This is a genomic window from Bradyrhizobium yuanmingense (genome assembly GCF_029167105.1).
GTDB lineage: Bacteria > Pseudomonadota > Alphaproteobacteria > Rhizobiales > Xanthobacteraceae > Bradyrhizobium > Bradyrhizobium yuanmingense_A.
Window position 1 is genome coordinate 226222 of the sequence record NZ_JARFML010000006.1, and the last position, 24899, is coordinate 251120.

22 protein-coding genes are annotated in these 24899 nt (G+C 65.1%); 10 read left to right on the forward strand and 12 right to left on the reverse strand.

Features of this window, described 5'->3' with window-relative positions:
• Window positions 1–28 precede the first annotated feature (28 nt).
• The 5 genes from P0R31_RS10585 to P0R31_RS10605 all read left to right on the forward strand — a co-directional run bounded on the left by P0R31_RS10585 (window position 29) and on the right by P0R31_RS10605 (window position 6789).
• A complete protein-coding gene (locus tag P0R31_RS10585) occupies window positions 29–1927 on the forward strand; it encodes a potassium transporter Kup (RefSeq protein WP_275514023.1) in 1899 nt (632 codons plus the stop codon).
• 140 nt (window positions 1928–2067) lie between these two features.
• Window positions 2068–4002: a potassium transporter Kup gene (locus P0R31_RS10590; RefSeq protein WP_275514024.1), complete on the forward strand. Its 1935-nt coding sequence runs from the start codon at window positions 2068–2070 to the stop codon at window positions 4000–4002.
• A gap of 158 nt (window positions 4003–4160) precedes the next feature.
• Window positions 4161–4487, forward strand: a complete 327-nt coding sequence (locus tag P0R31_RS10595; RefSeq protein ID WP_275514025.1) for a rhodanese-like domain-containing protein — start codon at window positions 4161–4163, stop codon at window positions 4485–4487.
• A 7-nt stretch (window positions 4488–4494) separates the two neighbouring features.
• Window positions 4495–5676, forward strand: a complete 1182-nt coding sequence (locus tag P0R31_RS10600) for an aminotransferase (RefSeq protein ID WP_275514026.1) — start codon at window positions 4495–4497, stop codon at window positions 5674–5676.
• Between the two features lie 6 nt (window positions 5677–5682).
• Complete coding sequence (locus tag P0R31_RS10605; RefSeq protein WP_275514027.1) at window positions 5683–6789, forward strand: polyamine ABC transporter substrate-binding protein; 1107 nt, start codon at window positions 5683–5685, stop codon at window positions 6787–6789.
• A 99-nt stretch (window positions 6790–6888) separates the two neighbouring features.
• On the opposite strand, the gene P0R31_RS10610 is transcribed toward P0R31_RS10605, so the two are convergent.
• The 6 genes from P0R31_RS10610 to P0R31_RS10635 form a co-directional block, all read right to left on the reverse strand.
• Window positions 6889–7821: a lipid A biosynthesis lauroyl acyltransferase gene (locus tag P0R31_RS10610; RefSeq protein ID WP_275514028.1), complete on the reverse strand. Its 933-nt coding sequence runs from the start codon at window positions 7819–7821 to the stop codon at window positions 6889–6891.
• An 8-nt stretch (window positions 7822–7829) separates the two neighbouring features.
• On the reverse strand, window positions 7830–9107 hold the full coding sequence (locus P0R31_RS10615) for a beta-ketoacyl-ACP synthase (RefSeq protein ID WP_036001392.1): 1278 nt from the start codon (window positions 9105–9107) through the stop codon (window positions 7830–7832).
• 21 nt (window positions 9108–9128) lie between these two features.
• On the reverse strand, window positions 9129–10334 hold the full coding sequence (locus P0R31_RS10620) for a beta-ketoacyl-ACP synthase (RefSeq protein WP_275514029.1): 1206 nt from the start codon (window positions 10332–10334) through the stop codon (window positions 9129–9131).
• Entirely contained in the window at window positions 10331–10801 is a 471-nt protein-coding gene (locus tag P0R31_RS10625; RefSeq protein WP_275500172.1) for a 3-hydroxyacyl-ACP dehydratase FabZ family protein, read from the reverse strand. The genes P0R31_RS10620 and P0R31_RS10625 overlap by 4 nt, the downstream gene beginning before the upstream one ends.
• A 10-nt stretch (window positions 10802–10811) precedes the next feature.
• The gene (locus tag P0R31_RS10630; protein ID WP_007592476.1) at window positions 10812–11099 is read right to left on the reverse strand and encodes an acyl carrier protein; all 288 of its coding nucleotides are present in this window, start codon (window positions 11097–11099) and stop codon (window positions 10812–10814) included.
• A gap of 234 nt (window positions 11100–11333) precedes the next feature.
• Window positions 11334–11675: a hypothetical protein gene (locus P0R31_RS10635; RefSeq protein ID WP_275514030.1), complete on the reverse strand. Its 342-nt coding sequence runs from the start codon at window positions 11673–11675 to the stop codon at window positions 11334–11336.
• 324 nt (window positions 11676–11999) lie between these two features.
• Here P0R31_RS10635 and P0R31_RS10640 point away from each other — a divergent pair, with 324 nt between their 5' ends.
• Window positions 12000–12629 (forward strand): ParB-like protein, encoded by a 630-nt coding sequence (locus P0R31_RS10640; RefSeq protein ID WP_275514031.1) that lies wholly within the window; start codon window positions 12000–12002, stop codon window positions 12627–12629.
• Between the two features lie 11 nt (window positions 12630–12640).
• Here the strand turns inward: P0R31_RS10640 and P0R31_RS10645 are convergent, their stop codons facing one another.
• Window positions 12641–12796 carry a hypothetical protein gene (locus P0R31_RS10645; protein ID WP_165637160.1) on the reverse strand — a complete coding sequence of 52 codons (156 nt, stop codon included), beginning with the start codon at window positions 12794–12796 and terminating at the stop codon, window positions 12641–12643.
• A gap of 262 nt (window positions 12797–13058) precedes the next feature.
• On the opposite strand from P0R31_RS10645, the gene P0R31_RS10650 reads away from it, so the two are divergent.
• From P0R31_RS10650 to P0R31_RS10660, 3 genes are all read left to right on the forward strand, one after another.
• Window positions 13059–13202: a hypothetical protein gene (locus P0R31_RS10650; RefSeq protein ID WP_167361652.1), complete on the forward strand. Its 144-nt coding sequence runs from the start codon at window positions 13059–13061 to the stop codon at window positions 13200–13202.
• Window positions 13203–13436: 234 nt separating this feature from the next.
• Window positions 13437–13604, forward strand: coding sequence for a hypothetical protein (locus P0R31_RS10655; protein WP_167361653.1), 168 nt, complete (start codon window positions 13437–13439; stop codon window positions 13602–13604).
• On the forward strand, window positions 13601–16153 hold the full coding sequence (locus tag P0R31_RS10660; RefSeq protein WP_275514032.1) for a cation-translocating P-type ATPase: 2553 nt from the start codon (window positions 13601–13603) through the stop codon (window positions 16151–16153). The genes P0R31_RS10655 and P0R31_RS10660 overlap by 4 nt, the downstream gene beginning before the upstream one ends.
• Here P0R31_RS10660 and P0R31_RS10665 read toward each other — a convergent pair.
• The 3 genes from P0R31_RS10665 to P0R31_RS10675 form a co-directional block, all read right to left on the reverse strand.
• Complete coding sequence (locus tag P0R31_RS10665; RefSeq protein WP_275514033.1) at window positions 16150–16653, reverse strand: MgtC/SapB family protein; 504 nt, start codon at window positions 16651–16653, stop codon at window positions 16150–16152. The two genes, P0R31_RS10660 and P0R31_RS10665, sit on opposite strands and share 4 nt — an antisense overlap.
• A 10-nt stretch (window positions 16654–16663) precedes the next feature.
• Complete coding sequence (locus tag P0R31_RS10670; protein WP_275514034.1) at window positions 16664–17245, reverse strand: peroxidase-related enzyme; 582 nt, start codon at window positions 17243–17245, stop codon at window positions 16664–16666.
• Window positions 17246–17459: 214 nt separating this feature from the next.
• A complete protein-coding gene (locus tag P0R31_RS10675; RefSeq protein WP_271547203.1) occupies window positions 17460–19199 on the reverse strand; it encodes an ATP-binding protein in 1740 nt (579 codons plus the stop codon).
• A 365-nt stretch (window positions 19200–19564) separates the two neighbouring features.
• Between P0R31_RS10675 and P0R31_RS10680 the strand changes: the two genes are divergently transcribed.
• The gene (locus P0R31_RS10680) at window positions 19565–20533 is read left to right on the forward strand and encodes a catechol 2,3-dioxygenase (protein WP_275514035.1); all 969 of its coding nucleotides are present in this window, start codon (window positions 19565–19567) and stop codon (window positions 20531–20533) included.
• A gap of 137 nt (window positions 20534–20670) precedes the next feature.
• Here the strand turns inward: P0R31_RS10680 and P0R31_RS10685 are convergent, their stop codons facing one another.
• Window positions 20671–24198: a molybdopterin cofactor-binding domain-containing protein gene (locus P0R31_RS10685; RefSeq protein WP_275514036.1), complete on the reverse strand. Its 3528-nt coding sequence runs from the start codon at window positions 24196–24198 to the stop codon at window positions 20671–20673.
• On the reverse strand, window positions 24198–24680 hold the full coding sequence (locus P0R31_RS10690) for a (2Fe-2S)-binding protein (protein ID WP_275514037.1): 483 nt from the start codon (window positions 24678–24680) through the stop codon (window positions 24198–24200). The genes P0R31_RS10685 and P0R31_RS10690 overlap by 1 nt, the downstream gene beginning before the upstream one ends.
• Between the last annotated feature and the right edge of the window lie 219 nt (window positions 24681–24899).

Genomic DNA, 24899 nt, shown 5'->3' on the forward strand with positions numbered 1-24899 from the left:
TTTCAGGGACGAAGCGTTCTCCACCTTCATGACGGCGAGCATCACACAGGCCGAGACCCAGGACGGGCGGCCCACCTCAAGTTTTTGGGCCCTTACGCTCGGGAGTGTCGGCGTCGTCTTTGGCGATATCGGCACTTCGCCGCTCTACGCATTCCACGAGGCGGTCAAGGCCGCCGCCCATGGCGAGCCGGTCTCGCGCGTCATCGTGCTCGGCGTGCTCTCGCTGATCCTGTGGGCGCTCCTGATCGTCGTCACCGCCAAATATGTCCTCTTGCTGCTGCGCGCCGACAATAACGGGGAGGGCGGCACGCTCTCGCTGATGGCGCTGGGCCAGCGCGCGCTCGGACGGCGAAGCTGGGTCCTGCTCGCGCTCGGCGTGATCGGCGCTTCGATGTTCATCGGCGATTCCATGATCACGCCGGCGATCTCCGTGCTATCGGCGGTGGAAGGTCTGAAGCTCGCAACCCCCGCGCTCCAGCCCTATGTCGTCCCGGTCACCGTCCTCATTCTGTTGCTGCTGTTCGCGGTCCAGAGCAAGGGGACTGCGCTGGTCGCCTCGGCCTTCGGGCCCGTGATGGTGATCTGGTTCACCGTCATTGCCATCATGGGGGCCGTCCACATCGCCGACGACCCCACCGTGGTGGCGGCCATCAATCCCTATTACGCTGTGCAGTTCGTGCTGTCGCACGGCACGATCGGCCTCGTGACCCTCGGTGCCGTGTTCCTGGCGGTGACGGGCGGCGAGGCGCTGTACGCCGATCTCGGCCATTTCGGCCGCAAGCCGATCCAATCCGCCTGGATGTTCTTCGTGCTGCCCGCGCTTCTGATCAACTATTTCGGGCAGGGTGCGCTGGTGCTGTCCGATCCCAGCGCGATCGAGCATTCGTTCTATCGCATGGTGCCCGAGAAGCTGGTGCTGCCGCTGGTCGGGCTCGCGACGGCCGCAACCGTGATCGCGAGCCAGGCGGTGATCACGGGCGCCTATTCGCTGGTCTATCAGGCCGTGCAGCTCGGCCTGCTGCCCCGTTTCGAGGTGCGCTACACCTCCGAATCGCATGCCGGCCAGATCTATCTGCCGCGCGTGAACCGGCTGCTGTTGATCGGCGTGATGCTGCTGGTCTTGCTGTTCCACACTCCGAGCAATCTGGCTTCGGCCTATGGCATCGCGGTCTCGACCACCATGGTCGCTGACGGCATCATGGGCTTCGTCGTGATCTGGAAATTGTGGAACTGGCGCGCCGCCACGGCTGCGGCTGTGATCGTGCCGTTCGTCATCGTCGATCTGAGCTTCTTCAGTGCCAATCTCTTGAAGCTACTCGATGGTGCCTGGGTGCCGTTGCTGTTCGGCATCGTCATGGTGGGGACGATCTGGACCTGGCGCAAGGGCTCGGCGATCCTGGTCCAGAAGACCCGCAGGATCGAGGTTCCACTGGACGATCTGATCCGCAGCCTGGAGAAGCGGCCGCCGCACATCGTCAAGGGCACCGCAGTGTTCCTGACCAGCGACCCCGCCTTCGTGCCGACCGCGCTCCTGCACAACCTTAAGCACAACAAGGTACTGCATGAGCACAACGTGATCCTGACCATCGAGACCGCGCAGACGCCCCGGGTCGATCTGTCGGAGCGGTTCAGGATGGAGAAGATCAGCGACAAGTTCTCCAAGGTCCGCTTGCGCTTCGGCTTCATGGAGCAGCCGAACGTGCCGAAGGCGCTCGCGATCGCACGCAAGCAGGGTTGGCAGTTCGACATCATGTCGACCTCGTTCTTCGTGTCGCGCAGGTCGCTGAAGGCCTCGGCGCAGTCGGGCATGCCGCTCTGGCAGGATCATGTATTCATCGCGCTGAGCCGATCAGCCAACGATGCCACCGATTATTTCCAGATCCCCACCGGCCGGGTGGTGGAAGTCGGAACCCAGGTCACCATCTAGAATGCGACTGACGCAGCCATGCATATTTGCATGGCTACGGCCCAGAATCGGGCTAGGCTATGCCGGTGGCGCAGGACTATAAGCCGCGCGCTCTTCCGCCGTTGTGCAGTGAAGCATTCTAGAGGCCAGCGGGCTCTCCCATGACAAGCGACGTAGCAGTTCCCGCCCCGGAAACGGTGGCGGCCAATGGGCATGGCGATGCCCATACCACCGCCGGTTTCGGCGCGCTGACGCTCGGGAGCGTCGGCGTCGTTTACGGCGACATCGGCACCAGCCCGCTCTACGCTTTCCGCGAGGCGGTGATGGCCGCCTCGGGCGCGGACGGGTTGCCGACGCCAGCCGCCGTGCTCGGCGTGCTCTCCCTGATCCTGTGGGCGCTCATCGTGGTGGTGACGCTCAAATACGTCGTGATCCTGCTGCGCGCCGACAACAACGGCGAGGGCGGCACGCTGGCACTGATGGCGCTGGCCCAGCGGGCGGTCGGCACCGGCCGCGGCGGCACGACAATCGTGCTGCTCGGCATCATTTCCGGAGCCTTGTTCTACGGCGATGCCGTGCTCACGCCGGCGCTCTCGGTGCTGTCGGCGATCGAGGGCATGAAGGACGTCACGCTGAGGTTCGAGCCCTACATCGTTCCGCTGACGGTGGTGATCCTGGTCGGCCTGTTCGCCGTGCAGTCCCGCGGCACGGCGCGCGTTGCCGCCTTCTTCGGCCCGATCATGTGCGTCTGGTTCGCGGTCCTGGCGGTGGCGGCGATCCCTCAGATCGCCCAGCACCCGCAGGTGCTGCTCGCGCTCAACCCGCTCCATGCCGTGAACTTCATGCTGCACCATGGCGTCATCGGCTTCGTGACGCTGGGCGCGGTGTTCCTGGCGGTGACCGGCGCCGAGGCGCTCTATGCCGACCTCGGCCATTTCGGCAAGCGGCCGATCCAGACCGCCTGGCTCATCGTCGTGCTGCCCTCGCTAGCGCTGAACTATCTGGGGCAGGGCGCGCTGGTGCTCGGCGATCCCGGCGCCATCGTGAGCCCGTTCTTCCAGCTGTTCCCGCAAGGCTTCCTCCGAGGCTGCATGGTCGTGCTCGCCACCATGGCGACCGTCATCGCGAGCCAGGCCGTCATCACCGGCGCCTATTCGCTGACGCGCCAGGCGATCCAGCTCGGGCTGCTGCCGCGCTTTGAAATTCGCCATACGTCGGAAGCCCATTCCGGCCAGATCTTCATTCCGCGCATCAACCAGCTGCTGCTGGTCGCGGTGGTGCTGCTGGTGCTGCTGTTCCGCTCGTCGAGTGCGCTCGCATCCGCCTACGGCATCTCGGTCACCGGTACCATGGTGGTCACGGCGATGATGGGCTTCGTCGTGGTCTGGAAGGGCTGGCGCTGGTCAGCGCTTGCCGCCGGCGCGCTGATTGCGCCGTTCCTGTTCCTCGATCTGACCTTCCTGAGCGCGAACCTGTTGAAGGTGTTCGAGGGCGGCTGGGTGCCACTGGCGCTCGGCGCGCTCATGATCATCCTGATGTACACGTGGCGGCGCGGCAGCCGGCTGCTGTTTGAAAAGTCGCGCAAGCTCGAGTTTCCGCTCGCCGATCTCGTGGCGATGCTGGAGAAGCGGCCGCCGCAGCGGGTGCCTGGCACTGCGGTGTTCCTGACCTCGGACCCGCTCAGCGCGCCGACCGCGCTGATGCATAGTCTGAAACACTACAAGGTGCTGCACGAGAAGAACGTCATTCTCACCATCGAGACCGCGCAAACCCCGCGGATCGATCCGGCCGAACGGGTGAGGCTGGAGCAGATTTCACCGACCTTCTCCAAGGTGACGCTGAAGTTCGGCTTCATGGAATCGCCCAACGTGCCGAAGGCGCTCGCGATCGCCCGCAAGCTGGGCTGGCAGTTCGACATCATGTCGACCTCGTTCTTCCTGTCGCGCAGGGCGCTCAAGCCCGCCGCCCATTCCGGCATGCCGCGCTGGCAGGACCGGCTGTTCATCTCGCTCAGCCGCTCCGCGAACGACGCCACCGACTATTTCCAGATCCCGTCCGGCCGTGTGGTCGAGGTCGGCACACAGGTGACGATCTAGGACGGGGATTCAAAGCGGACTTCAAGTCGCTGCGATTTAGCTTTAACTTGCGCCGCGCGGCTCAAGCCTTTGTGGCGCTTGATTTTCGTCTCCCGAGAGGCGAGGTTGCCGCCGGCCGGGATCGCCCCGGCATGCGGCCCGCGACGTTGGAGGATGATGTGGCAAATCAAGTGCAGGATCTGACCCCGGACGAGGTCGCCAAGGGTGTCGTGGAAGGGCGTTATCTGCTCGTCGACGTCCGTGAGCCGAACGAGGTCGAGGCCGAGGCTTACCCTTACGGGGTCGTGGTTCCGCTCTCGACCTTCGATCCCAAGGCGATCCCCGATCCGCAAGGAAAGCAGGTCGTGTTCGCCTGCCGCTCGGGCAAGCGTTCGGTGACCGCCTCGCTGGCGGCACAGGCGGCGGGCCTGCCTTACGACAAGCATCTGGCCGGCGGCATGCTGGGCTGGAAGGCGGCCGGGCTTCCCAGCAAGGTCGGTGGCTAACCGCGCAATGACGACCAAGAGCTCTTCGCTGAACAAGGTCTTCGCCGACCTTCCCGTCACCATCTTCGAGGCGATGTCGCAGGCCGCGCGCGACAACAATGCGATCAATCTCGGCCAGGGTTTTCCGGATGATCCCGGCCCCGAGGACATCCGCCGCGCCGCGGCCGAGGCCTCGCTGAACGGCTACAACCAGTACCCCTCGATGATGGGCCTGCCGGAGCTGCGCCAGGCGATTGCGACCCATTACGGCCATTGGCACGGCCTCAAGCTCGATCCGATGAGCGAAGTGATGGTGACCTCCGGCGGGACCGAGGCGCTGACCTCGGCGATCCTCGCGGTGGTCCAGCCCGGCGACGAAGTGGTCTGCTTCCAGCCGGTGTACGATTCCTATCTGCCGATCATCCGCCAGGCCGGCGGCATTCCGCGCCTGGTCCGGCTCGAGCCGCCGCACTGGCGGCTGAATGAGGACATGCTGAAAAGCGTGTTCAATTCAAAGACCAAGGCGGTGCTCTTCAACAACCCCCTGAATCCCAGCGCGGTGGTCTATCCGCGCGAGGACCTCGAGCTCTTGGCGCGCTACTGCCAGGAGTTCGACGTCATCGCGATCTGCGACGAGGTCTGGGAGCACGTCACCTTCGACGAGCACCAGCATATCCCGCTGATCACCATCCCCGGCATGCGCGAGCGCACCATCAAGGTCGGCTCGGCGGGCAAGATCTTCTCGCTGACGGGCTGGAAGATCGGCTTCGTCTGCGCGGCGCCACAGCTGTTGCGCGTCGCCGCCAAGGTGCACCAGTTCCTGACTTTCACCACCGCGCCGAACCTGCAGGCCGCCGTGGCCTATGGCCTCGGCAAGTCCGACGACTACTTTCTGTCGATGCGCAAGGATCTGACGCGAAGCAGGGACCGCCTGACCAAGGGGCTGGAGAGCCTCGGCTTCCCGGTACTGAAGTCGCAAGGCACCTACTTCCTCACCGTCGACCTGTCGCCGCTCGGGCTCAACGAGAGTGACACCGAGTTCTGCTGGCGGATTGTGAAAGACTACAAGGTGGCGGCGATCCCGGTCTCGGCGTTCTACGAGCAGGACCCCGTGACCTCGGTGGTGCGCTTCTGCTTTGCCAAGAAGGACCAGACGCTGGACACCGCGCTGGAGCGGCTGTCGGACGCGGTGCGTGGACGCAAGAGGTAAATCGAGATGACGAACGTCGGCCGCCCCAGGCTTGGTTTCGCGATCGCTGCGGCACTGACGTTGCTCTCCGCTCCCGCCCGGGCCGAGGAGCGGGTCGTCAACTTCTACAACTGGTCCAACTACATGGCGCCTGATGTCCTTGAGGCCTTCACCAAGGAGACCGGCATCAAGGTCGTGTACGACACCTTTGACGCCAACGAGACGCTGGAGACGCGCCTGATGGCCGGCAAGTCCGGTTATGACGTCGTGGTGCCCACCGCTTATTTCCTGCAGCGCCAGATCAAGGCCAACATCTTCCAGAAGCTCGACAAGTCGAAGCTCCCGAACCTCGCCAATGCCTGGCCGGTGGTGACGCAGCGCCTCGCCACCTACGACCCCGGCAATGTCTACGCCGCCAACTACATGTGGGGCACGACGGGCATCGGCTACAACGTCGCCAAGGTGAAGCAGATCCTTGGGGCTGATGCGAAGATCGACAGCTGGGACATCGTCTTCAAGCCGGAGAACCTCGCCAAGTTCAAGGACTGCGGCATCCACATGCTCGACTCCGCCGACGACATCTTCCCGGCGGCGCTGAGCTATATCGGGCTCGATCCGAACTCGACCAAGCAGGCGGACCTGGAAAAGGCCGCCGATGCCGTGGCGAAAATCCGCCCCTCCGTGCGCAAGTTTCACTCCTCCGAATATCTGAGCGCGCTCGCCACCGGTGAGATCTGCTTCGTGGTCGGCTGGTCCGGTGACATCATGCAGGCCCGCGCCCGCGCCGCGGAAGCCAAAAGCGGCGTCGAGATCGGCTACACCATTCCGAAGGAGGGAGCGCAGATGTTCTTCGACAATCTCGCGATCCCCGCGGATGCGAAGAACGTCAAGGAAGCCCACGAGCTGATCAACTATCTCTATCGCCCGGACGTTGCCGCCAAGAACTCGGACTTCCTGTCCTACGCGAGCGGCAACCTCGCCAGCCAGAAACTGGTCGACCCCAAAATCCTGAACGACAAGAACATCTATCCGGACGACGCGACGCTCGCAAAACTGTTCGTCATCACGGCGCGCGAGCCGGCGACGCAGCGGATCATCAACCGGCTCTGGACCAAGGTGAAGACGGGGCGATAGTAGCGCCTGTCATTGCGAGGAGCGAAGCGACGAAGCAATCCAGACTGCCTCCGTGGCACGACTCTGGATTGCTTCGCTGCGCTCGCAATGACGGAGTATTTACCGCCACCTTCTATGCAGCCATAGCCACTGCTCGGGATGTTCTCGCACCCAGCTTTCCACCACGCTCGTGATCGCCTGCGTCGTGCCCTGGATGTCGATCCTGCCGTCGGCATCGCGCACCGGCTGGATCTCTTCGGTCAGCTCGCCGCGGAAGCGGCCGCCGGGCAGGCGGATGATGCGCACGCCGTGGATCGGGCATTCGACCTGGCGCAAGAGGCGCGCCAGCATCGGATTGGCGCGGGTCTTGCGGCCGAAGAACGTGACCTCGACGCCGGCCGTCAGATATTGGTCGATCAGCATGGCGACGTGCTTGCCGTCCTTTAGCGCTTGCGCGAGCCGCAATGGCGCGTCGCGGCCGGCCGGGATCAGCGTGCCCATGTTGACCTGGCGCATCTCCTGGATGATGCGATCGGCCGAGGCGATGTTCGGGCGGCGATAGAGAATCGCGGTGTCCAGGCCATGCGCGACCGCGGCAAGCGCCGGCAATTCCCAGTTCGCAAGGTGTGCGGCGAAGATCAGCGCCGGCTTGCCGTCGTCGCGGATCTGGTCGAACAGCTCGATGCTGCGCGGGGAAATCTCCATGCGACTCTTCTCCGGGACATCGCGGGCGTAGTCCCAGACCTGGTCGATATGGGCGAACTCGGCGCCGACGCGGCCGAGATTGTCCCAGACGCCCATCAGGATCCGTTCGATCTCCTCCGGTGACTTCTCGGGGAAGGCGGCGGCGAGGTTGGCGCGGCCGATGCGGTGCTCGCGCAGGCGCGGCCCGATCAGCTTCACGGCACGCGCGAAGAAGTCCGAGGTCTTGGCCGGATCGAAATAGCGTGTGGTGCGCAGCATCGCGACGGTCGCGGCGCCGATCAGGCTGCCGCCGAGCGATTTGGCAGCCTCCCGCGCGCGGGCCTTCGTGCTCGCAGGAAGCAGCGCCATGCGTCCGGTCAGGCCGGTTCGCGGGTCAGGATCAGCGAAGCGTTCTGGCCGCCGAAGCCGAACGAGTTCGACATCACCGCGGTCACGCGCGCATCGCGCGCCTTGTTGCCGACGACGTCGAACAGGATCGTGGGATCCGGATTGTCGTAGTTGATCGTCGGCGGAATGCGCTGATGCTCGAGCGTGAGCAGCGAGAAGATCGCCTCCACCGCGCCGGCGGCCGAGATGGTATGGCCGACCATCGACTTGTTGGAGGTGACCGGAATCTTCTGCGCGAGCTCGCCGAACACGGCCGACGTCGTGTTGAACTCCATCTTGTCGTTCTCGGGCGTCGCGGTGCCGTGCGCGTTGATGTGGTCGATCTGGTCCGGCGTCATGCCGGCATCGGCCAGCGTCTTGTTCATGCAGCCGATGATCGGCTTGCCGTCGGGCGAGGAGCGGGTGCGGTGGAACGAATCGGTGAGTTCGCCGCAGCCGGCGATCACGCCGAGAATTTTTGCGCCGCGCGCGGTGGCGGCTTCATAGCTCTCCAGCACCAGCGCGCCGGCGCCTTCCGCCATGACAAAACCGTCGCGGTTCTTGGAGAAGGGACGGGAGGCCGCCTGCGGCGGATCGTTCTGGGTCGACAGTGCCGAGAGCAGCGAGAAGCGCACCAGCGCTTCCGGGTTCACGGTGCCGTCGGTCGCGACGCAGAGCGCTGCGTCCGTCTCGCCGCGGCGGATCGCCTCGACGCCGAGCTGGATCGAGGTGGCTCCGGACGCGCAGGCCGTCGACAGCGAGATCGGCGAGCCCTTGGTGCCGAAGGTCTCGGCGAGATAGGCGGCAACCGAGCCGAACATAAAGCGATGATGGTAGGCGCTAAACTTGCCGCCGCCGGAAATGCGGAGCAGATCGTCATAGGTGATGTCCTGCTGGCCGACGGCGCGACCGAGCTCGCGGCGCTGCGGCCATTCGACCTCGACCGGCGCCACCGCGAGGAAAAGCGGACCCGGGAAATCGGCCTTGGCGCCGATGCCGGCCTGCTCCAGCGCTTCCTGCGTCACCAGCTCGGCCATCCGCTCGGACAGGGCGGTGGAAGAGAACGGATCGGCGCTGACGAAATCGACCGTACCGGCCATCGTGGTCTTGAGGCCGTCGATCGGAAAACGCGTGATGGTGCGGATACCGGATTCGCCGGCGACGAGCTTTGCCCAATTGTCGGATTTGCCGGCGCCGAGCGAGGTCATGATGCCCATGCCGGTGACGACGACGACGGGACGCCCGAGTTTGTCGCGTGGTGCAGTCATGTCGATCCCCGCTTGAGCTGATTAAACCGCCTCGACCAGCGCCATGCCTTCGCCGCGCCAGTGTCCGGCTCCCACCACCACGATCTGGGTGGGCGCGCCCTGCATTTCAATCTCGGTCCCCGTGGAATCGTTCGGCGGGAACAGCGCGCCGCGCGAGATCGACAATGCGGCAAGGGCAATGCCGAGCGGAAATTGCGTTTCCATCGCGTGGCCGAACACCGTGCCGGTCGAGCGCACCGGAAAGTCGGCATGGTTCTTCAGGAAGTCGCGCTCGTCCGAGGTCGCAGGCTCCGCCCCGGTCGCCCCGGTGATGATCGCGCCCTTGCCCTCGCGCCTGGGCAGCTTGGCCCACAGCTTCTCGAGCGTCGCGGTCATGTCGCCGGGCTGCTTGCGTTTGGCGAGGTCGGCGACGACGCTCGACAGCTTTGCGAACGGCTTGGCGCCGCGCGCTTCCGCATGCGCCTTCGATTCCAGCACCAGGAAGGCGCCGGCCGAACCGAGCGCGAAGCCGGGATGGTCCTTGCGGGCCCAGACGGGCGCGAACTTGTCCTTCAGGTTGAAATCGCCGAATTCGTAGAGGACGAGCAAGTCCTTGCGCTCGCCGTTGTACGAGCCGCCGACCAGCGCGATGTCGCTCTCACCCGAGGCGATGCGCGCGAGCGCGATGCGGGCGGCATCGGCGCCGGCGACCTCTTCGCCCATGAAGGTGCGCGAGGTGCCACCCAGACCGTGCACGATGGCGATGTTGCCGGCGAGCAGGTTGGAGAGCTGGGCCAGGAACAGCGTCGGCCTCAGATCGCTCATGAGCCGTTCGTTGAGGAAGCCCGGCGCGTTGGCGCCCTTGGCCTCGGCGGTGAGAATGCCGCTGTCGACGTTGATGTCGCGCTCTCCGCCGCCGGCGGCGACGACCATGTCGATTTTCGACAGGATGTCCTTGTTGCCTTTGATGCCGGCGGAATCGAGCGCGAGGCCGGCGGCATAGGTGCCGATGCGCTGCCAGGCTTCCATCTGGCGCTGGTCGCCCTTCTTCGGGATCTGGCTGTCGAAGGATACGGGCATCAAGGGATGCACGATGTAGGGCGCAAAGCCCTTCTCGTCGACATTGATGCGCTTCTCGGAAAGCGCGGCCCAGTTGGCGTCGAGGCCCTCGCCGAGCGAGGTAGCGAGCCCAATGCCGGTGATCCAGACCTCGGTCTGGCCCGGCTTCAAAGCGGGAGTGTCAGTCATGACGATATGGCCTGTTGCGGAAATCCGACGCGCTTGGCGATGGCGTCCATGTGGGAGCGCATATCCGCATTGGGGAAGGGAATCAGCGTGAAGGTGAGGGCCGAATTCGCGCGCAGCTTGCCGCCGACCCGGATCTTGGCCTCGGTCATGGCATAGCCGGAGCCTTCATGGGTGAGGCTCGCCTCGATGCTCATGAGGTCGCCGGGGAAGACCGAGCCGCGGACCTTGGCCTCCTTCACTGCGGCCAGGATCGGCATGCGTTCGAACCTGAACACGCCGAGTTGAAGCCAGCCCGAGGCCTGCGCCATCGATTCGATCAGGAGCACGCCGGGCATCAAGGGATAACCAGGGAAGTGGCCCTCGAAGATGGTGCTTTCCTGCGGGACCTGCGCTTCGACGACGATCGTCTTCTCGTCGACCTTGAGGTCGACGATGCGATCGATCATGTGGAAGTATTCGAGTTGCATGACTGCGCCCTTAGGCGCTCGCGCCCTTGGCCGCAACCAGTTCGTCGATGCGGGCGCACAGGTTCTTCAGCACGAAATATTGCTCGGTGGTCGCCTTGCCGTCGTTGACCTCCTGAGTCCACTTCTCCAGCGGCAGCTTGATGCCGAACTGCTTGTCGATCGCGAAGGCGATATCGAGGAAATCGAGGCTGTCGATGCCGAGGTCATCGATGGCATGGCTATCTGGCGTGATCGTGTCGCGCGGGATGTCGCAGGTTTCAGCGATGATCGTGGCGACCTGATCGAATGTGGAAGACATCACTAAGCCTTTGATATATTGAAGGTATTTGTCAGATTGTCCAGAGTGGCACGGTGGCTGGGCATCGCGCCCCTGATGACGCCCTCAAACCCCCCTCTGGCCGGGTCGAAAGCCCGTATATCGGAGCGCCGCCTTGAGTTCAATGGAGCCGGGCAGGCCTCCGGGGACAGCACCGGACGTGGCTGGGGATGCCGGCTGGGTCCGTCCGCCATGAGGTCCGTGCCGGGCCGGGCCTTAAATATGCGGTGTCGTGATCTTGACGCAGTCGCGGCGGCCCATCAGCACGCAATCCTGGGTGCGGCGCAGGTCGGCGATGCTGACCGCGAGCCAGATCCCGATCGCCGTCAGCGCGATGGTGAAGGCGAGCGCTGCGATGTTGGCAAGCATGCGCTGCCGGTAATTGTCGGGCTCGGCACGCGGCTGCTCGTAGCGCGACAGGTCCAACCGTTCGGGCGTGAGGCGAAGCGGTTGCACGGAGCCATTGCCGCGCTGGACCCTTGGGGCAGACGGCGTGCGCGGCCTGAACTGGAGCACCCGGTGCTCCTCATCAGAGCTTATGGGCCGCTGGTTGTTCATTGGGCGGGGATCACTCCGAAGCAGCGATCTAGATAGCATAGGTGAGGCACGCGCTGCAGTAAATCTTCACAATGCCAGGATGCATTTGTGCGGTCGTACTATTTGCGCATGGACCGGTGTGCCGCGATCCAGCAACGGGCCACCGTGTCCGTCGCGAGCGTTGCGCTGCAACGCGGTCATAGCGACAGCTATTGAGGACGTCTTTTTTACCGGCCGGTATCGACTTGTGATCTGCGCGTCTTCCGAACGGATTTTGCCACCGCGGGGCCCGTGGCATAGTCACGGGAACCCGAACCGTTCGTTGCATGCCAGGGGCCTTCGATCATGACCACGACCAACGCGCGCGAGCCGAGAGTGCATCCGGTTCCGATCCTGTCGCTCCGGCCGACGCAGATGACGGTCGGCATGCGCGAGGTCAAGGAGAAGCGGAAGCGCTGGCGCGAGCATGGCAAGAGGAAGCAGGCGGATCTGCTCGGCAAGCACATGATCCCCGTCGTTTACGGTCCCGACGCGCGCTACTACGTGATCGATCATCATCACCTCGGCCGCGCACTGCACGATGAAGGCGTCAAGGAGGTGCTGGTGACCGTCGTCGGCGATCTCAGGATGGTGGAGCGCGAGGCGTTCTGGGGCGTCATGGACAACAAGCGCTGGGTCTATCCTTACGACGCCAAGGGCGAGCGGCGCTCGTTCCGCGACCTGCCGAAATCCGTCGCCGACCTCAAGGACGATCCGTTCCGCAGTCTTGCCGGCGAACTGCGCCGCATGGGCGGCTTCGCCAAGGACACCACACCGTTCTCCGAATTCCTGTGGGCCGACTTCCTGCGCCGGCAGGTCTCGCGCAAGGCGGTGGAGGCCGATTTCGACAAGGCGGTCGAGAAGGGGATGGCCGCGGCCAGAAGCAAGAATGCGATCTATCTGCCCGGCTGGTGCGGCCCGGCGGACGACGACTAAGAGTATTCACATCAGTCGCGCTGGAAGATCCTGGCGCCTGGATAGGCGCGGCGCGCGTAAGTGACCACCAGCGCGCGGTCCTGGGTGTCCAGGAACGGCGTTCGGATCTGGCTCGATCCGACGATGAGGTGCCACAGGCCATTGAGCTTCTGGATCACGATCTTCATTTGCGTAGTCCTCGATGACTCCCATTTCACGAATGTTGCTCGTCGCCGCAGAGCCTAGGATAGCGCTCGCGGGTATTAAATTCCCGATACGGCCGGCGCTGCAAAACACGTCTACCTTTGTTAGTTGGTTACGGATTGCGCCCAGATAAGCCGGATCTCATCACAGCCGCTTGAGCGAAATCAATTTCCCCGCCCACGAAACCGTCCTGAAACAGAGCGGTCCCATCTCTATGGCGTAGTCGAGCTCACACAGGAGGCGAACATGCGCCGTCTGGCTTTCGTAGTTGGCTTGCTCGCGGTCGCTTCGGCGGGAATCTCTGCATCCTTTGCCGCAGTCCACCACGCCAAGACGTTGACGTTCGCGGAGCGCTTTGCTCCGGCGCTCGAGCTGATGGCGAAGCGCTAGCCGCATACGTCTCGCAGCCGTGAGCGATGCAGCGGCTGTTCGCTGCTGGGCGGACATCACGTCGCAGTCGCCGACCGATGACGGCCGGGTCAGGCTTGACCTGTCGCAAACCTGCCTCGCCCTGACCGGCTAAGGTCTGCCTGCATGGTTGCAGCGACAGCGTCGTGCCCCGATGGGAGGGGCCCGGGCTCCAAGTCATGCAGATCTTGTCAAGCAGATCTTGGAGGCACGGCCATGAGCGTCATCTTTCGCATCCTCTTTGTCCTCGCCGGCGCGATCACGGCGCTGTTCGTCGCGCGCGACGCGCTGAACTTCACCATCATCCAGACTTTCGTCGCCGTGCTGCTGGCCACCGCAATCGTCGGTGCCGGCAGCTTCTGGAGCCTGCGGCGGAAACCGTGAGCGAGGTGCAACGCGGAGGTGCGGCCGGTCTGAGTGCGACCGAGGCGAGGGCGAGGCTCGCGGCAGACGGCCCCAACGAACTGCCCCGGCCGGAACGACGCAGTCCGCTGCGCATCGTGGTGGAAGTGCTGCGCGAGCCGATGCTCCTGCTGCTGCTCTGCGGCGGGCTGATCTACCTCGTGCTCGGCGATCTCAAGGAGGCGGTGATCCTGCTGGCGTTCGGGGCGATGTCCATCGTGATCACGGTGGTGCAGGAAACCCGGACCGAGCGCGTGCTGGAAGCCTTGCGCGACCTGACCAGCCCGCGGGCGCTGGTGGTGCGTGACGGTGCGCGCCGGCGAATTGCCGGCCGCGAGGTCGTGCAGGGCGACCTTCTCGTCCTCGGTGAAGGCGATCGCGTACCCGCCGACGCCGCGCTCGTCGAAGCGCGGGACTTGCAGATCGACGAGTCCCTGCTGACCGGCGAGTCGGTGCCCGTCCGCAAGAAGACCGCCGACAAGATCAAAGTAGCCGCTCACCGGCCCGGCGGCGAGGATCAGCCATTCGTGTATTCCGGTTCGCTCGTCGTGCGCGGTGAGGGGCTGGCGCTGGTCGAGGCCACCGGGCCGCGCAGCGAGATCGGGAAGATCGGGCTGTCGCTTCGCGGCCTGCAGGCCGAGCCGCCGCGGCTTCAGCAACAGACCGCAAGGCTGGTGCGGCTTTGCTTTCTCGGCGGCGCCATCATCAGCCTGGCCGCGATTGTGCTCTACGGCGTCTCGCGCGGCGACTGGCTGCAGGCGCTGCTGGCAGGCATCGCCATCGGCATGTCGATGCTTCCAGAAGAATTCAGCGTCGTGCTCACGGTGTTCATGGCAATGGGCGCGTGGCGGATTTCCCAAGCCCGCGTCCTGACGCGGCGAGCCGCCGCCATCGAGGTTCTCGGCTCAGCAACAGTCCTGTGCACCGACAAGACCGGAACGCTGACGCAGAACCAGATGTCGGTCGCCGAACTGCGCCTGCTGGACGGCGCGCGCCTGCGTGCGGAGGCGTCCGGACCGGATCAGGTCGGGCCCGAATTCGCAGAGCTGGCGCGCTGCGGGGCGCTGGCAAGCTCTCCGGAGCCGTTCGATCCGATGGAGAAGGCGCTGCATGCGTTCGCGCGTGGTGTGCTGCGGGATGGCGATGCGACGGATGGCGGGCGGACGCTGGTGCGTACCTATGGTCTGCGCCCCGAGCTGCTCGCCATGACCCAGGTTTGGCGGACACCCGCGGTAGCGGAGCTCCTCGCATGCGCCAAGGGCGCGCCGGAGGCGATTGCGCGCCTGTGCAGGCTGAACGAAGCCGATCGCGAGGCCGTGCAAGCTGCCGTCGGGGCAATGGCGAAGGACGGGCTTCGGGTGCTGGGGATGGCCGTTGCCGTTTGCGATGAGGCTTCTCTGCCGGCATCCCAGGAGGCTTTCGTATTTCGCTTCGTTGGCCTGGTCGGGCTTGCCGATCCGTTGCGGCCTCATGTTCCGGAGGCGGTTCGCGAATGCCGTTCGGCCGGCATCCGCGTCGTCATGATCACGGGCGACTATCCGGCGACCGCCATGGCGATCGCCGGGCAAGCCGGGCTCGACGTCAATGAGGTCGCGACCGGGGAGCAGGTCAAGCTCGCGGACGACAGCGAGCTCGAGGCACTCGTCAGCAAGGTGAACATCTTCGCGCGGGTTCTGCCGGAGCAGAAACTGCGGATCGTCCAGGCGCTGAAGCGCAGCGGCGAGATCGTTGCGATGACGGGCGACGGCGTCAACGACGCGCCGTCGCTGAAGGCCGCCCATATCGGAATCGCGATGGGTGACCGCGGCACCGACGTCGCTCGCGAGGCATCCTCGATCGTCCTGCTCGACGACGACTTCAGCTCCATCGTCGCATCCATCCGCCTCGGTCGCCGGATCTACGACAATCTGCGCAAGGCCATGACCTTCATCTTTGCCGTCCACGTGCCGATCGCGGGTCTTGCGCTGCTTCCCCTCGTGTTCGGGCTGCCGCTGGTGCTCGGCCCGGTGCACATTGCCTTTCTCGAGCTGATCATCGATCCCGTCTGCTCGCTGGTGTTCGAGGCCGAGCGGGAGGAGCGCGACGTCATGAAGCGTCCGCCGCGGCATGCCGATGCGGAGCTGTTCTCGTGGCCCCTGATCGCCTGGAGCGTTCTGCGGGGCGCGATGGCCTTCGCCTTGATCGCCGTGATCTTCGTCGCAGCGCTTCGTTCCGGCCTTCCGCCCGAGGAGGCTCGCACCCTCGCATTCATTGCGCTCGTCGTCTGCGTCCTCGCGCTGGTGCTGGTCAATCGATCCTTCAGCGCATCGTTCTTGTCTGCTTTCTTTCGCCCGAACGCGGCATTGCTCTGGATATTCCTCTTGATTGCACTCGTGCTCGCCACAGCCTTGTTCTGGCCGCCGGCCTCCGGTCTGTTTCGCTTCGGTCCGCTGCATGTTGACGATTTGATGATCACGCTCGGCGCCGGACTATTGGTGCTCACGGCGCTCGAACTGCTGAAGCCGTTTTGGGGCCGGCGGTTGCGATTCTAATCGCTCTCCCGCCGACCCGAGCTCGGTGAGATGTCCGTACGCTGCGGATCTTCCTTGCCGCCAAGCATGCGATGCAGCCGGCGCTCGAGGCGACGGCCAATCGTGAGCAGCACGAAGGCCAGCGCCAGGGCGACGACGACGATCTTCCATTGTCCGGCGCCGCAGACGATGCCGAGGCAGGCGGCAAGGAAAGTGCAGGCGGCGCTGGTGAGGCCTCGAACGCGAAACCCGGTGCTTTGGTGCACGATGACGCCGGCGCCGAGAAAGCCGATGCCGGTGAGGATGCCCTGGATGACACGGCTGGCGGCGTCGACGACCCTGGCCGGTTCGGCGAGCTGCAATGCGAGCAGAACCACGCTTGCGGTGGAGAGCCCGACGATGCCGAGCGTCTTCAGCCCGATCGGCTTGCCGTGCAGGTCGCGGTTGAGGCCGATCGCGCCGCCGGCAAGCGTGGCCGTGCCGAGGCGCAGCAGGATTTCGGGCCAATCGAGCTCGGTCATGGCGCCTCGATTACGTCTTCGGCAGGCGGCCCATCAGATAGAACTCCTCGTTCGGCCGCATGCCCGTGAAATTCGCCAGCCGGTTCGACAGCGCGAAGAAGGCGGAGATCGCGGCGATGTCCCAGACGTCATCGTCGCTGAAGCCGTGGGGACTAAGCGCGGCGAAATCGTCCTCGGAAATCCGCTGCGCGTCAGCCGAGACCTTCATGGCGAAATCGAGCATCGCCTTCTGCCGCGGCGTGATGTCGGCCTTGCGGTAGTTGATCGCGACCTGGTCGGCGATCACAGGGTTCTTGGCGCGGATGCGCAGAATCGCGCCATGGGCGATCACGCAATATTGGCACTGGTTGGCCGCCGACGTCGCCACCACGATCATCTCGCGCTCGGCCTTGGTGAGGCCGCCGTCTTTCTCCATCAACGCGTCGTGATAGGCGAAGAAGGCGCGGAACTCGTCGGGACGATAGGCCAGGGTCAGGAACACGTTCGGGACGAAGCCGCTCTTCTCTTGCACCGCAAGGAGGCGCTTACGGATGTCGTGGGGCAGGGTGTCGAGGGCGGGGGCGGGAAAGCGTTGCGCGGCGGTCTTTGTCATGGGCATGGATTCCGGCTTTTAGGCGGAAACCATAGTCGATGCGGGTGGCGGGCTCAATCCGCCGGTCCGAAGTGGCCGCGACGAAGGTGTCAGGTGGAAACGATGTTCCATCCTCCGTCATTGCGAGCGCAGCGAAGCAATCCAGAATCTACCGGCGGAAAGACTCTGGGTTGCTTCGCTGCGCTCGCAATGACGATGTGGATGGAGCGAGGCCTTACCGCAGCGGCTTCTTCAGCAGCGAGAAACGGTCCGGGTCGAGGCCCATCGACGGCTGCAGCATCGGGGCTTCGACGCTGGACATCGTCTTCGCGGGCGGTGCCGAGAACACGGGGTCGTTCGGCACGTCGCGCTGCGAGGTGGCGCCGCGCCAGCGTTCGAGCACGGCGCTGACGAAATGCATGTCGTGGCCGGAGGTGACGGAGGGCACGCTCGAGATGGTGGCCTCGCCGCGCGGCAATTGGTGCGGCGGCACCTCCTTGAAGCGCAGCCGCGTCGGCAGCGCCACGCCTTCGCCGAACGCCAGCACCTCGCGGGTGCCGAGCGACGGCACGAAGGAGAGCAGGTTCGCGGCGGCATCCGACACCGCGGCGCGCAGCAGCGCCTGGTCGCGGTCGTTGGCGAGACGCATCGTGAACAGCGTGTTGCACTGGGAGATGATGGTGGCGTCGAGCTCGGCGGGGCGCTGGGTGATGAGGCCGAGATAGACGCCGTATTTGCGGCCTTCCTTGGCGATGCGCGATACCGCCTTGCGGGTCGGGCCGAAGCCGATGTTGCGGTCGGCGGAGGCGTAGCGGTGCGCCTCTTCGCAGACGAACAGCAGCGGCGAGACGCCGTCGCTCCACAGGCCGAAGTCGAAGGCCATGCGGCAGAGCACGGACACGACGGAATCGATCACCTCGGCTGGGAAGCCGGCGAGCTGCATCACCGTCATCGGCTTGCCGTTGGCGGGCAGGCGGAACAGATGGCTGATGACCTCGGCCATGGTGTCGCCGCCGACATTGGCGTTGTCGAACATGAAGGCGTAGCGAGGGTCGTTGCGCACCGCCTCGATGCGCGAGATCAGCTTGTGATAGATGATGCGCGAGGAGCGGTTCTCGAGCTTGCCCATGCGCTCGTCGATCAGCGACAGCAGGTCGACCAGGCGATAGGGCACCGGCGTATCGACGGTGTAGCCGATCTGCTTGGGATCGATGCGCTTGAGGCCGATGCGGTCGGCGTTCTGGTACTGGGTGTAGACGCCTTTGGCGAGCGGGATCACTTCGGCGAGGATGTCGAGCTCTTCCGGCACGCCGGCGCGGCCGCCGAACAGCACGTCGACGATTTCCTCGAAGTTGAACAGCCAGAACGGCAGCTTCAGGTTCCGCGGGTTGAGCACCAGCGCGCGGTCGCCGAAGCAGCGGCCATACTCGTTGTGCACGTCGAGCAGGAAGATGCGCAGGTTCGGCCGCGCCTTCAGGATCTCGTTGAGCAGCAGCGAGACGCCGGTCGATTTACCGACGCCGGTCGATCCCAGCACGGCAAAGTGCTTGGACAGCATTTCCTCGACGTCGACATAGGCGACGACCGAGCGATCCTGCTGCAGGAAGCCGACATTGATCTGGTCCGAGCCGGTCGGCGCGTAGATCGTGCGCAGCTCCTGGCTCGTGATCAGGTCGACGGCATCGCCGATGGTCGGATAGTTGGTGACGCCGCGCTGAAATTTGGCCTTGTCCGCGGCATTGAGAATCTCGCCGAGCAGGTCGACCGAGGCGATGGCGATGTAATTGTCCGAGCTCGACAGGTTCTCGCAGGAGACCTCCGTGATCATCGCAACGATGACCGAGCTGGCGCAGCGAATGCTGACGAAACGGCCGACGGTGGCCCGCACCTCCGAGATCGGCATCCGGCTTTCCGCCAGAAGCCCGACCCGGGCGAGCGATCCGCGAACCGAAATCACGCGTCCAAAGGATGTCACGATGAATGAACCTGGCAAGAGCGAGGGATTTGCCGGACTATGCGCGGCTGTCGCTGCACAAACGGTTAAACGCCGGATGCGGCGGCTCCGTTAAATCCGCGGTAATTCGGTCCGGAGCCTCGTCGCCAATGCCTGCTTGAGGGCGAAATCACCTGGAAAATGCTGCGTTCCGGGCCCTTCAGGTGAGGTGGTGCTTAAGGAAGAGTTTACCATTCGGGCAGGCTGCCCGCCTCGTCCGGAGGACGGCGGTCGGGCGCCGATCGCCGCAAGGGACGTCGGTTGCTTTGTTGACTGGACCTAATGATTTGTACATTAGTACAAATAAGGCGCCGCGCAGAAAGCCCGGCGCTGCTCAGGAGGAAAACATGCAGCCCGAACCGATCCTCGATCTCGCCCATCTCGGCCACATGGAGCTGCTGACGCCGAAGCCCGACGAGAGCCTGAAATTCTTCGTCGATGTGATGGGCATGACCGTCAGCGGCCAGAAGGGCGAGTCGGTCTATTTGCGCGGCTGGGACGATTACGAGCGCTATTCGCTCAAGCTCACGGCGTCGAAGACCTCGGGCATGGGCCACATGGCGCTGCGTGCGCGCAGCCAGCAGGCGCTGGAGCGCCGTGTTGCGGCGCTAAGAGGATCCGGCTTCGATATCGGCTGGATCGACGGCGACATGGGGCAGGGGCCGACTTTCCGTTGCCGCGACCCCGATGGCCACATCGTCGAGCTCTATTACGAGACCGAATGGTATCAGGCGCCGCCTGAGCTCAAGCCTGCGCTGAAGAACCAGGCGCAGCGCTTTCCCGCCCGCGGCGTCAATGTGCGCCGCCTCGACCATCTCAATTGCCTTGCCGTCGACATCAAGGCCAACCGCGAGTTCTTCGAGACCTATCTCGGCTGCCGCCTCACCGAGCAGATCGTGCTCAACGACGGTCGTGAGGCGGCGATGTGGCTGACGATGTCGAACAAGAGCTACGACTTCGCCTATTCGCTCGATCATTCGGGCGTGCCGGGCCGCTTCCACCACGTCACCTACGCGCTTGACAGCCGCGAGGAGATTCTGCGCGCCGCGGACATTTTTCTCGAGAACGGCGTGCACATCGAGACCGGCCCGCACAAGCACGCGATCCAGCAGACCTTCTTCCTCTATGTCTACGAGCCCGGGGGCAACCGCGTCGAGGTCGCCAATGCCGGCGCGCGTCTCATTCTCGCGCCCGACTGGAAGCCGATCGTGTGGACCGAGGAGGAGCGCAAGAAGGGCCAGGCCTGGGGATTGAAGACGATCGAGTCGTTCCACACCCACGGCACGCCGCCGGTGGAGGTGAAGAAGCACGGGTAGCGTATTCACCGCAGTGTCATTCCGGGCGACGCGAAGCGGCGAGCTATGATGCGCAATTGCGCATCTGAGAATCCATAACCCCAGCTGGTGGGTATGGATTCCGGGCTCCCTCGCTATGCTCGGGCCCCGGAATGACGTTAGTGGGTTGAACTTCGCACCCTTGCGATCGTCTCGCGCACGCCGGTCCAGGCCGGCTTGCTGGGTGCGAACTGCCGGCGCAGGAAGCTGACGAGTTCCTCGATCTGCGCGTCGCTCATGCTATTCCCAAACGCGGGCATGTAGCCGAGATCGCTCGACACGGGCTCGGCAATGCCATGCAGGATCACCTGCACGAGATTGTCAGCCGTTCTGCTGTGCAGGTTGCTGTTGAGCGCGAGCGACGGGCGGCTGCCGAACAGCGGCAGGCCGCCGACCTCGTGGCAGACCGCACAGGCGCCTTGATAGAGCCGCGCACCGGTCGACGATGCGACGGTGACCCGGGTCGTGCTCTCGAGCGCGGTGGCGAGCGCATCCTGCGCCTGTTGGTCGAGCGCGGCGTCATTGAAGGAGTTGAGATAGACCGCCATCGCACGGATGTCCTGGTCGGGCAGAGCCTTGAGGTCCCGGACAACAGGCGCCATCGGGCCGGCGGCAACGCCGTGGTACTGCGAATGGCCGGTGCGCAAATAGGCGTAGAGCTCATCCTCGCTCCACGGGATCGGCGCGTGCGAGAGCGAGGTCAGCGCCGGCGCTTCCCAGCCTTCGGCGAAGCCGCCGGCCAGATAGGCATTGCGCTGCTCGGCGCCGAGCGCGTTGCGCGGCGAATGGCAGGCGCTGCAGTGGCCGAGGCTCGCGACCAGATAGGCGCCGCGATTCCATTGCTCGGACTTGGCGGGATTGGGCTTGAATTCCGTGTTCTGGTGGAACAGCGCATTCCACCCGGCGAGCAGCGGGCGCAGGTTGAACGGGAAGGTGAGTTTGTTGGCCGGCGTCGTCGCGCGCACCGCAGGCTGCGCCATCAGGTAAGCGTAGAGCGCCTGCAGATCGGCATCGCTGGTCTTTGCAAAATGCGTGTAGGGGAAGGCGGGATAGAGCTGCCGTCCGTCGCGATGCAAGCCGTCGCGCATGGCGCGCTCGAAGGCGGGATAGGACCAGGCCCCGATCCCGGTCTCGACGTCGGGCGTGATGTTGGTCGCGTAGATCGTGCCGAACGGCGTTTCCAAGGCGCGTCCGCCGGCGTTGGGAACGCCGCCGACGGCGGTGTGGCATTCCGCGCAATTGCCGAGCGCGGCGAGCTGTGCGCCGCGGGCGATTGTCGCTGCGGAATAGACCGATGCATCCGGCCGGGTGATCGGCGCGATGGCGCGGCCGGGAAGGAGCGCCGCGCCGATACCGATCGCGGCGGTGCAGACGGCTGCGATCGTTGCAAAGATGCCGGCGCGCCTGGCGAACGGGTTCTCCCCGATGCGAGAAGGACGCGGGGTTGCGGGTGCTGCCAGGGACTGCGGTGTCGCCCCTGCTTCGCCGTGCAATCCCTTGAGGATGCGCTCGGGCGTGAACGGCGGCTCGCGAAAACGCACGCCGGTGGCATCGAAGATGGCGTTCGCGATCGCCGCTGCGCTCGGCACCGAGGCGGACTCGCCGACGCCGAGCGGCGGCTGGTCCTGCCGCGGCAGCAGCAAGACGTCGATCTTGGGTACGTCGGGGAAGGGGATGATGGGATAGGCGCCCCATTCGCGCGCGGCCACCGTGCCGCGCTCGAACGATACCTCTTCCATCAGCGCGCGGCTGGTGGACTGGATGACGTTGCCCTGGATCTGGTGGCGCACGCCGTCCGGGTTGATCATCAACCCGGAATCCTGCCCCGCGACGACGCGCGTCACGCTGACGTCGCCGGTCGTCTTGTTCACCGCGACGTCGGCAACCCAAGCCGACCACGCCGCGCCATAGCCCGGAAACTTGCTGTGGACGTAGAGCGCGTAGGCAAAGCCGCGCCCATGCACGACATCGCCCTCCTTTTCCTCGCGGACCGGCCGCGGCGTCCAGCCCGCGCGCTCGGCCACCGCACTGACGAGATCGACAGCGCGCTGATCCTTCAGGTAGCGCAGGCGATATTCGATGGGATCGACGCCGGCTTCGGTTGCGGCCTCGTCGATATAGGATTCATGCGCAAAGGTGTTCGGCAATGCCGAGACGCCGCGGAACCAGGAGGCCCGCACGATCGGCGGCGTGTCGTGGGCGATGACGCGCATATGCTCGTAATCGTAGGGCGGGATCGCGGTGCGGTCGCCCATCTGGAGCACGGTGGGCTCGGGGGAGATGCGACCGGTCAGCAGCAGCGCCAGCGTCGGGGCGGCGTTCGAGGGGTAGCGCGTGGCCAGATCGTAAGCGGCGATGCTGCCGTCAGCGTCGAGGCCGCCATTGACGTCGATGAGCTGCGCGGTGCCTTTGGGCTCCCAGGCGTGCTCCTGCTCACGCGTCAGCTGCACGCGGACCGGACGGCCGACGGCGCGCGACAGCAGGAGCGCATCGGCCGTGACGTCGTCGGCGCAGTTGCGTCCGTAGCAGCCGGCGGCCTCCAGCCGGATCACCTCGATCTCGCTCTCGGGGCGCTCGATCAGCAGCGCGAGGTCGCTGCGCAGCACGTGCGGGTTCTGCGTGCCTGACCAGACGCGGATGTTGCCGTCCTGGAAGTCGGCGACGGCGCAGGAGGGGCCGATCGAGGCGTGCATCTGATACGGCCAGACGTAAGTGCGCTGCATCGGCTTGGCCGCGCCCGATATCGCCTTGTCGACCTCGCCCTTGTCGATCAGCGTGCGCGGCGTCGAGGGATTGGCGCGCAGGGCGGTCTCGACATCGCCAAGATCGGTAAGCGTCGGCGTCGGCTTCCAGCTCACCTTGAGCTGCTCTGCCGCACGGATCGCATTCTCCTCGCGCTCGGCGACGACGCCGACGAAATCGCCAATCCGCACGACGGCGACAAGGCCGGGAATGTCGCGCACGGAGGATTCGTCGACCGCAATGAGGCTGGTGCCGACGAACGGTCCGGCATCGACGCCAGCATAGGGCGGCCGCACCACGCGGCCATGCACCATCCCTGATACTCGGATGTCGTGCACGAAAGTCAGCTCGCCCGTGGCTTTAGCAGGTAGATCGATGCGCGGCACCGACTGGCCGACGATGGCGTAATCGCCGACCGGCTTGACCTGCACGTCATCGGCCAGCTCGAGGCGGATCGCCTCGTCGCCAATGAGCTCGCCATAGCTGATGCTGCGGTTGTTGTGGCCGCGAACGAGTCCGTCCTCGATCTTGAGCTCGGCTTCGGGCAAATCCAGGCGTTTCGCGGCGCGCGCGATCAGAAAGTGCCGCGCTTGCGCCGCGGCCTTCCGCAGCGGGACGGCCGTGATCTGGATGGTTTCACTCGCGATCGTCGCGCCCTGGTTCGGCACCAATGCCGTGTCGCCGAGCACGACGACGACGCGGGCAAAGGAGACGTCGAGCTCTTCGGCGACGATCTGGCCCAGCGCAGTGCGGATGCCGGTGCCGAGATCGACATGGCCGTTATACGCCGTGACCGAACCGTCCGCGGTGATGCGGACGAAGGTCTCCGACGTGACCTCGTCCACGCTGCGCGCGACGACGAGCGAACCCGCGCGCTCAGCTCCTTGCGAAATAAAGGAGGCCATCAATCTGCGGCCTCGGTGAGTTGGCCGGATGCGCGCATCACCGCGCGGAGGATCTCGACATGCGTGCCGCAGCGGCAGAGATTGTAGCGCAGCGCCGCCAGCGCCTCCTGCTCGGTCGGCCGCGGGTTGATCGCGAGCAACGCCTTGGTGGTCATGATCATGCCGTTGAGACAATAGCCGCATTGTGCGGCCTGCTCGTCGATGAAGGCCTGCTGCACGACGTCGGGCTTGTCGCTTGTGCCGAGGCCTTCGAGCGTCACGATGTCGCGCCCGGCGCAGCCGCTCACCGGAATCACGCAGGAGCGTGCCGCCAGTCCGTCGATCAGGACAGTACAGGTGCCGCATTCCCCCAAGCCGCAGCCGTATTTCGGGCCGTTCAGCGTGAGATCATTGCGCAGCACGTAGAGCAGCGGCGTGTCCCGCGCTGCCGTGACCTCGTGGATCCTGCCGTTCACGGTGAGGCGGATCGGTGTCTGCGTCATCCTCGTTCCCAAGCCCAAGACGATATCCAAGATCATGCAATCGCGAAAATCGGACGCCGCGACGATACCGTTTGTACACAAACGTGCAAGCCGTGCATGCCGCACTGCAGCGCGGGTGCCTTCTTTGTGGACAGGGCGGATAGGCAAATGAGGTTTTATGCGGCAGTGGCATCTTTTGCGCTGCACCGCCGCTTGACAGCCGCGGGGCAGCGCGCGCAA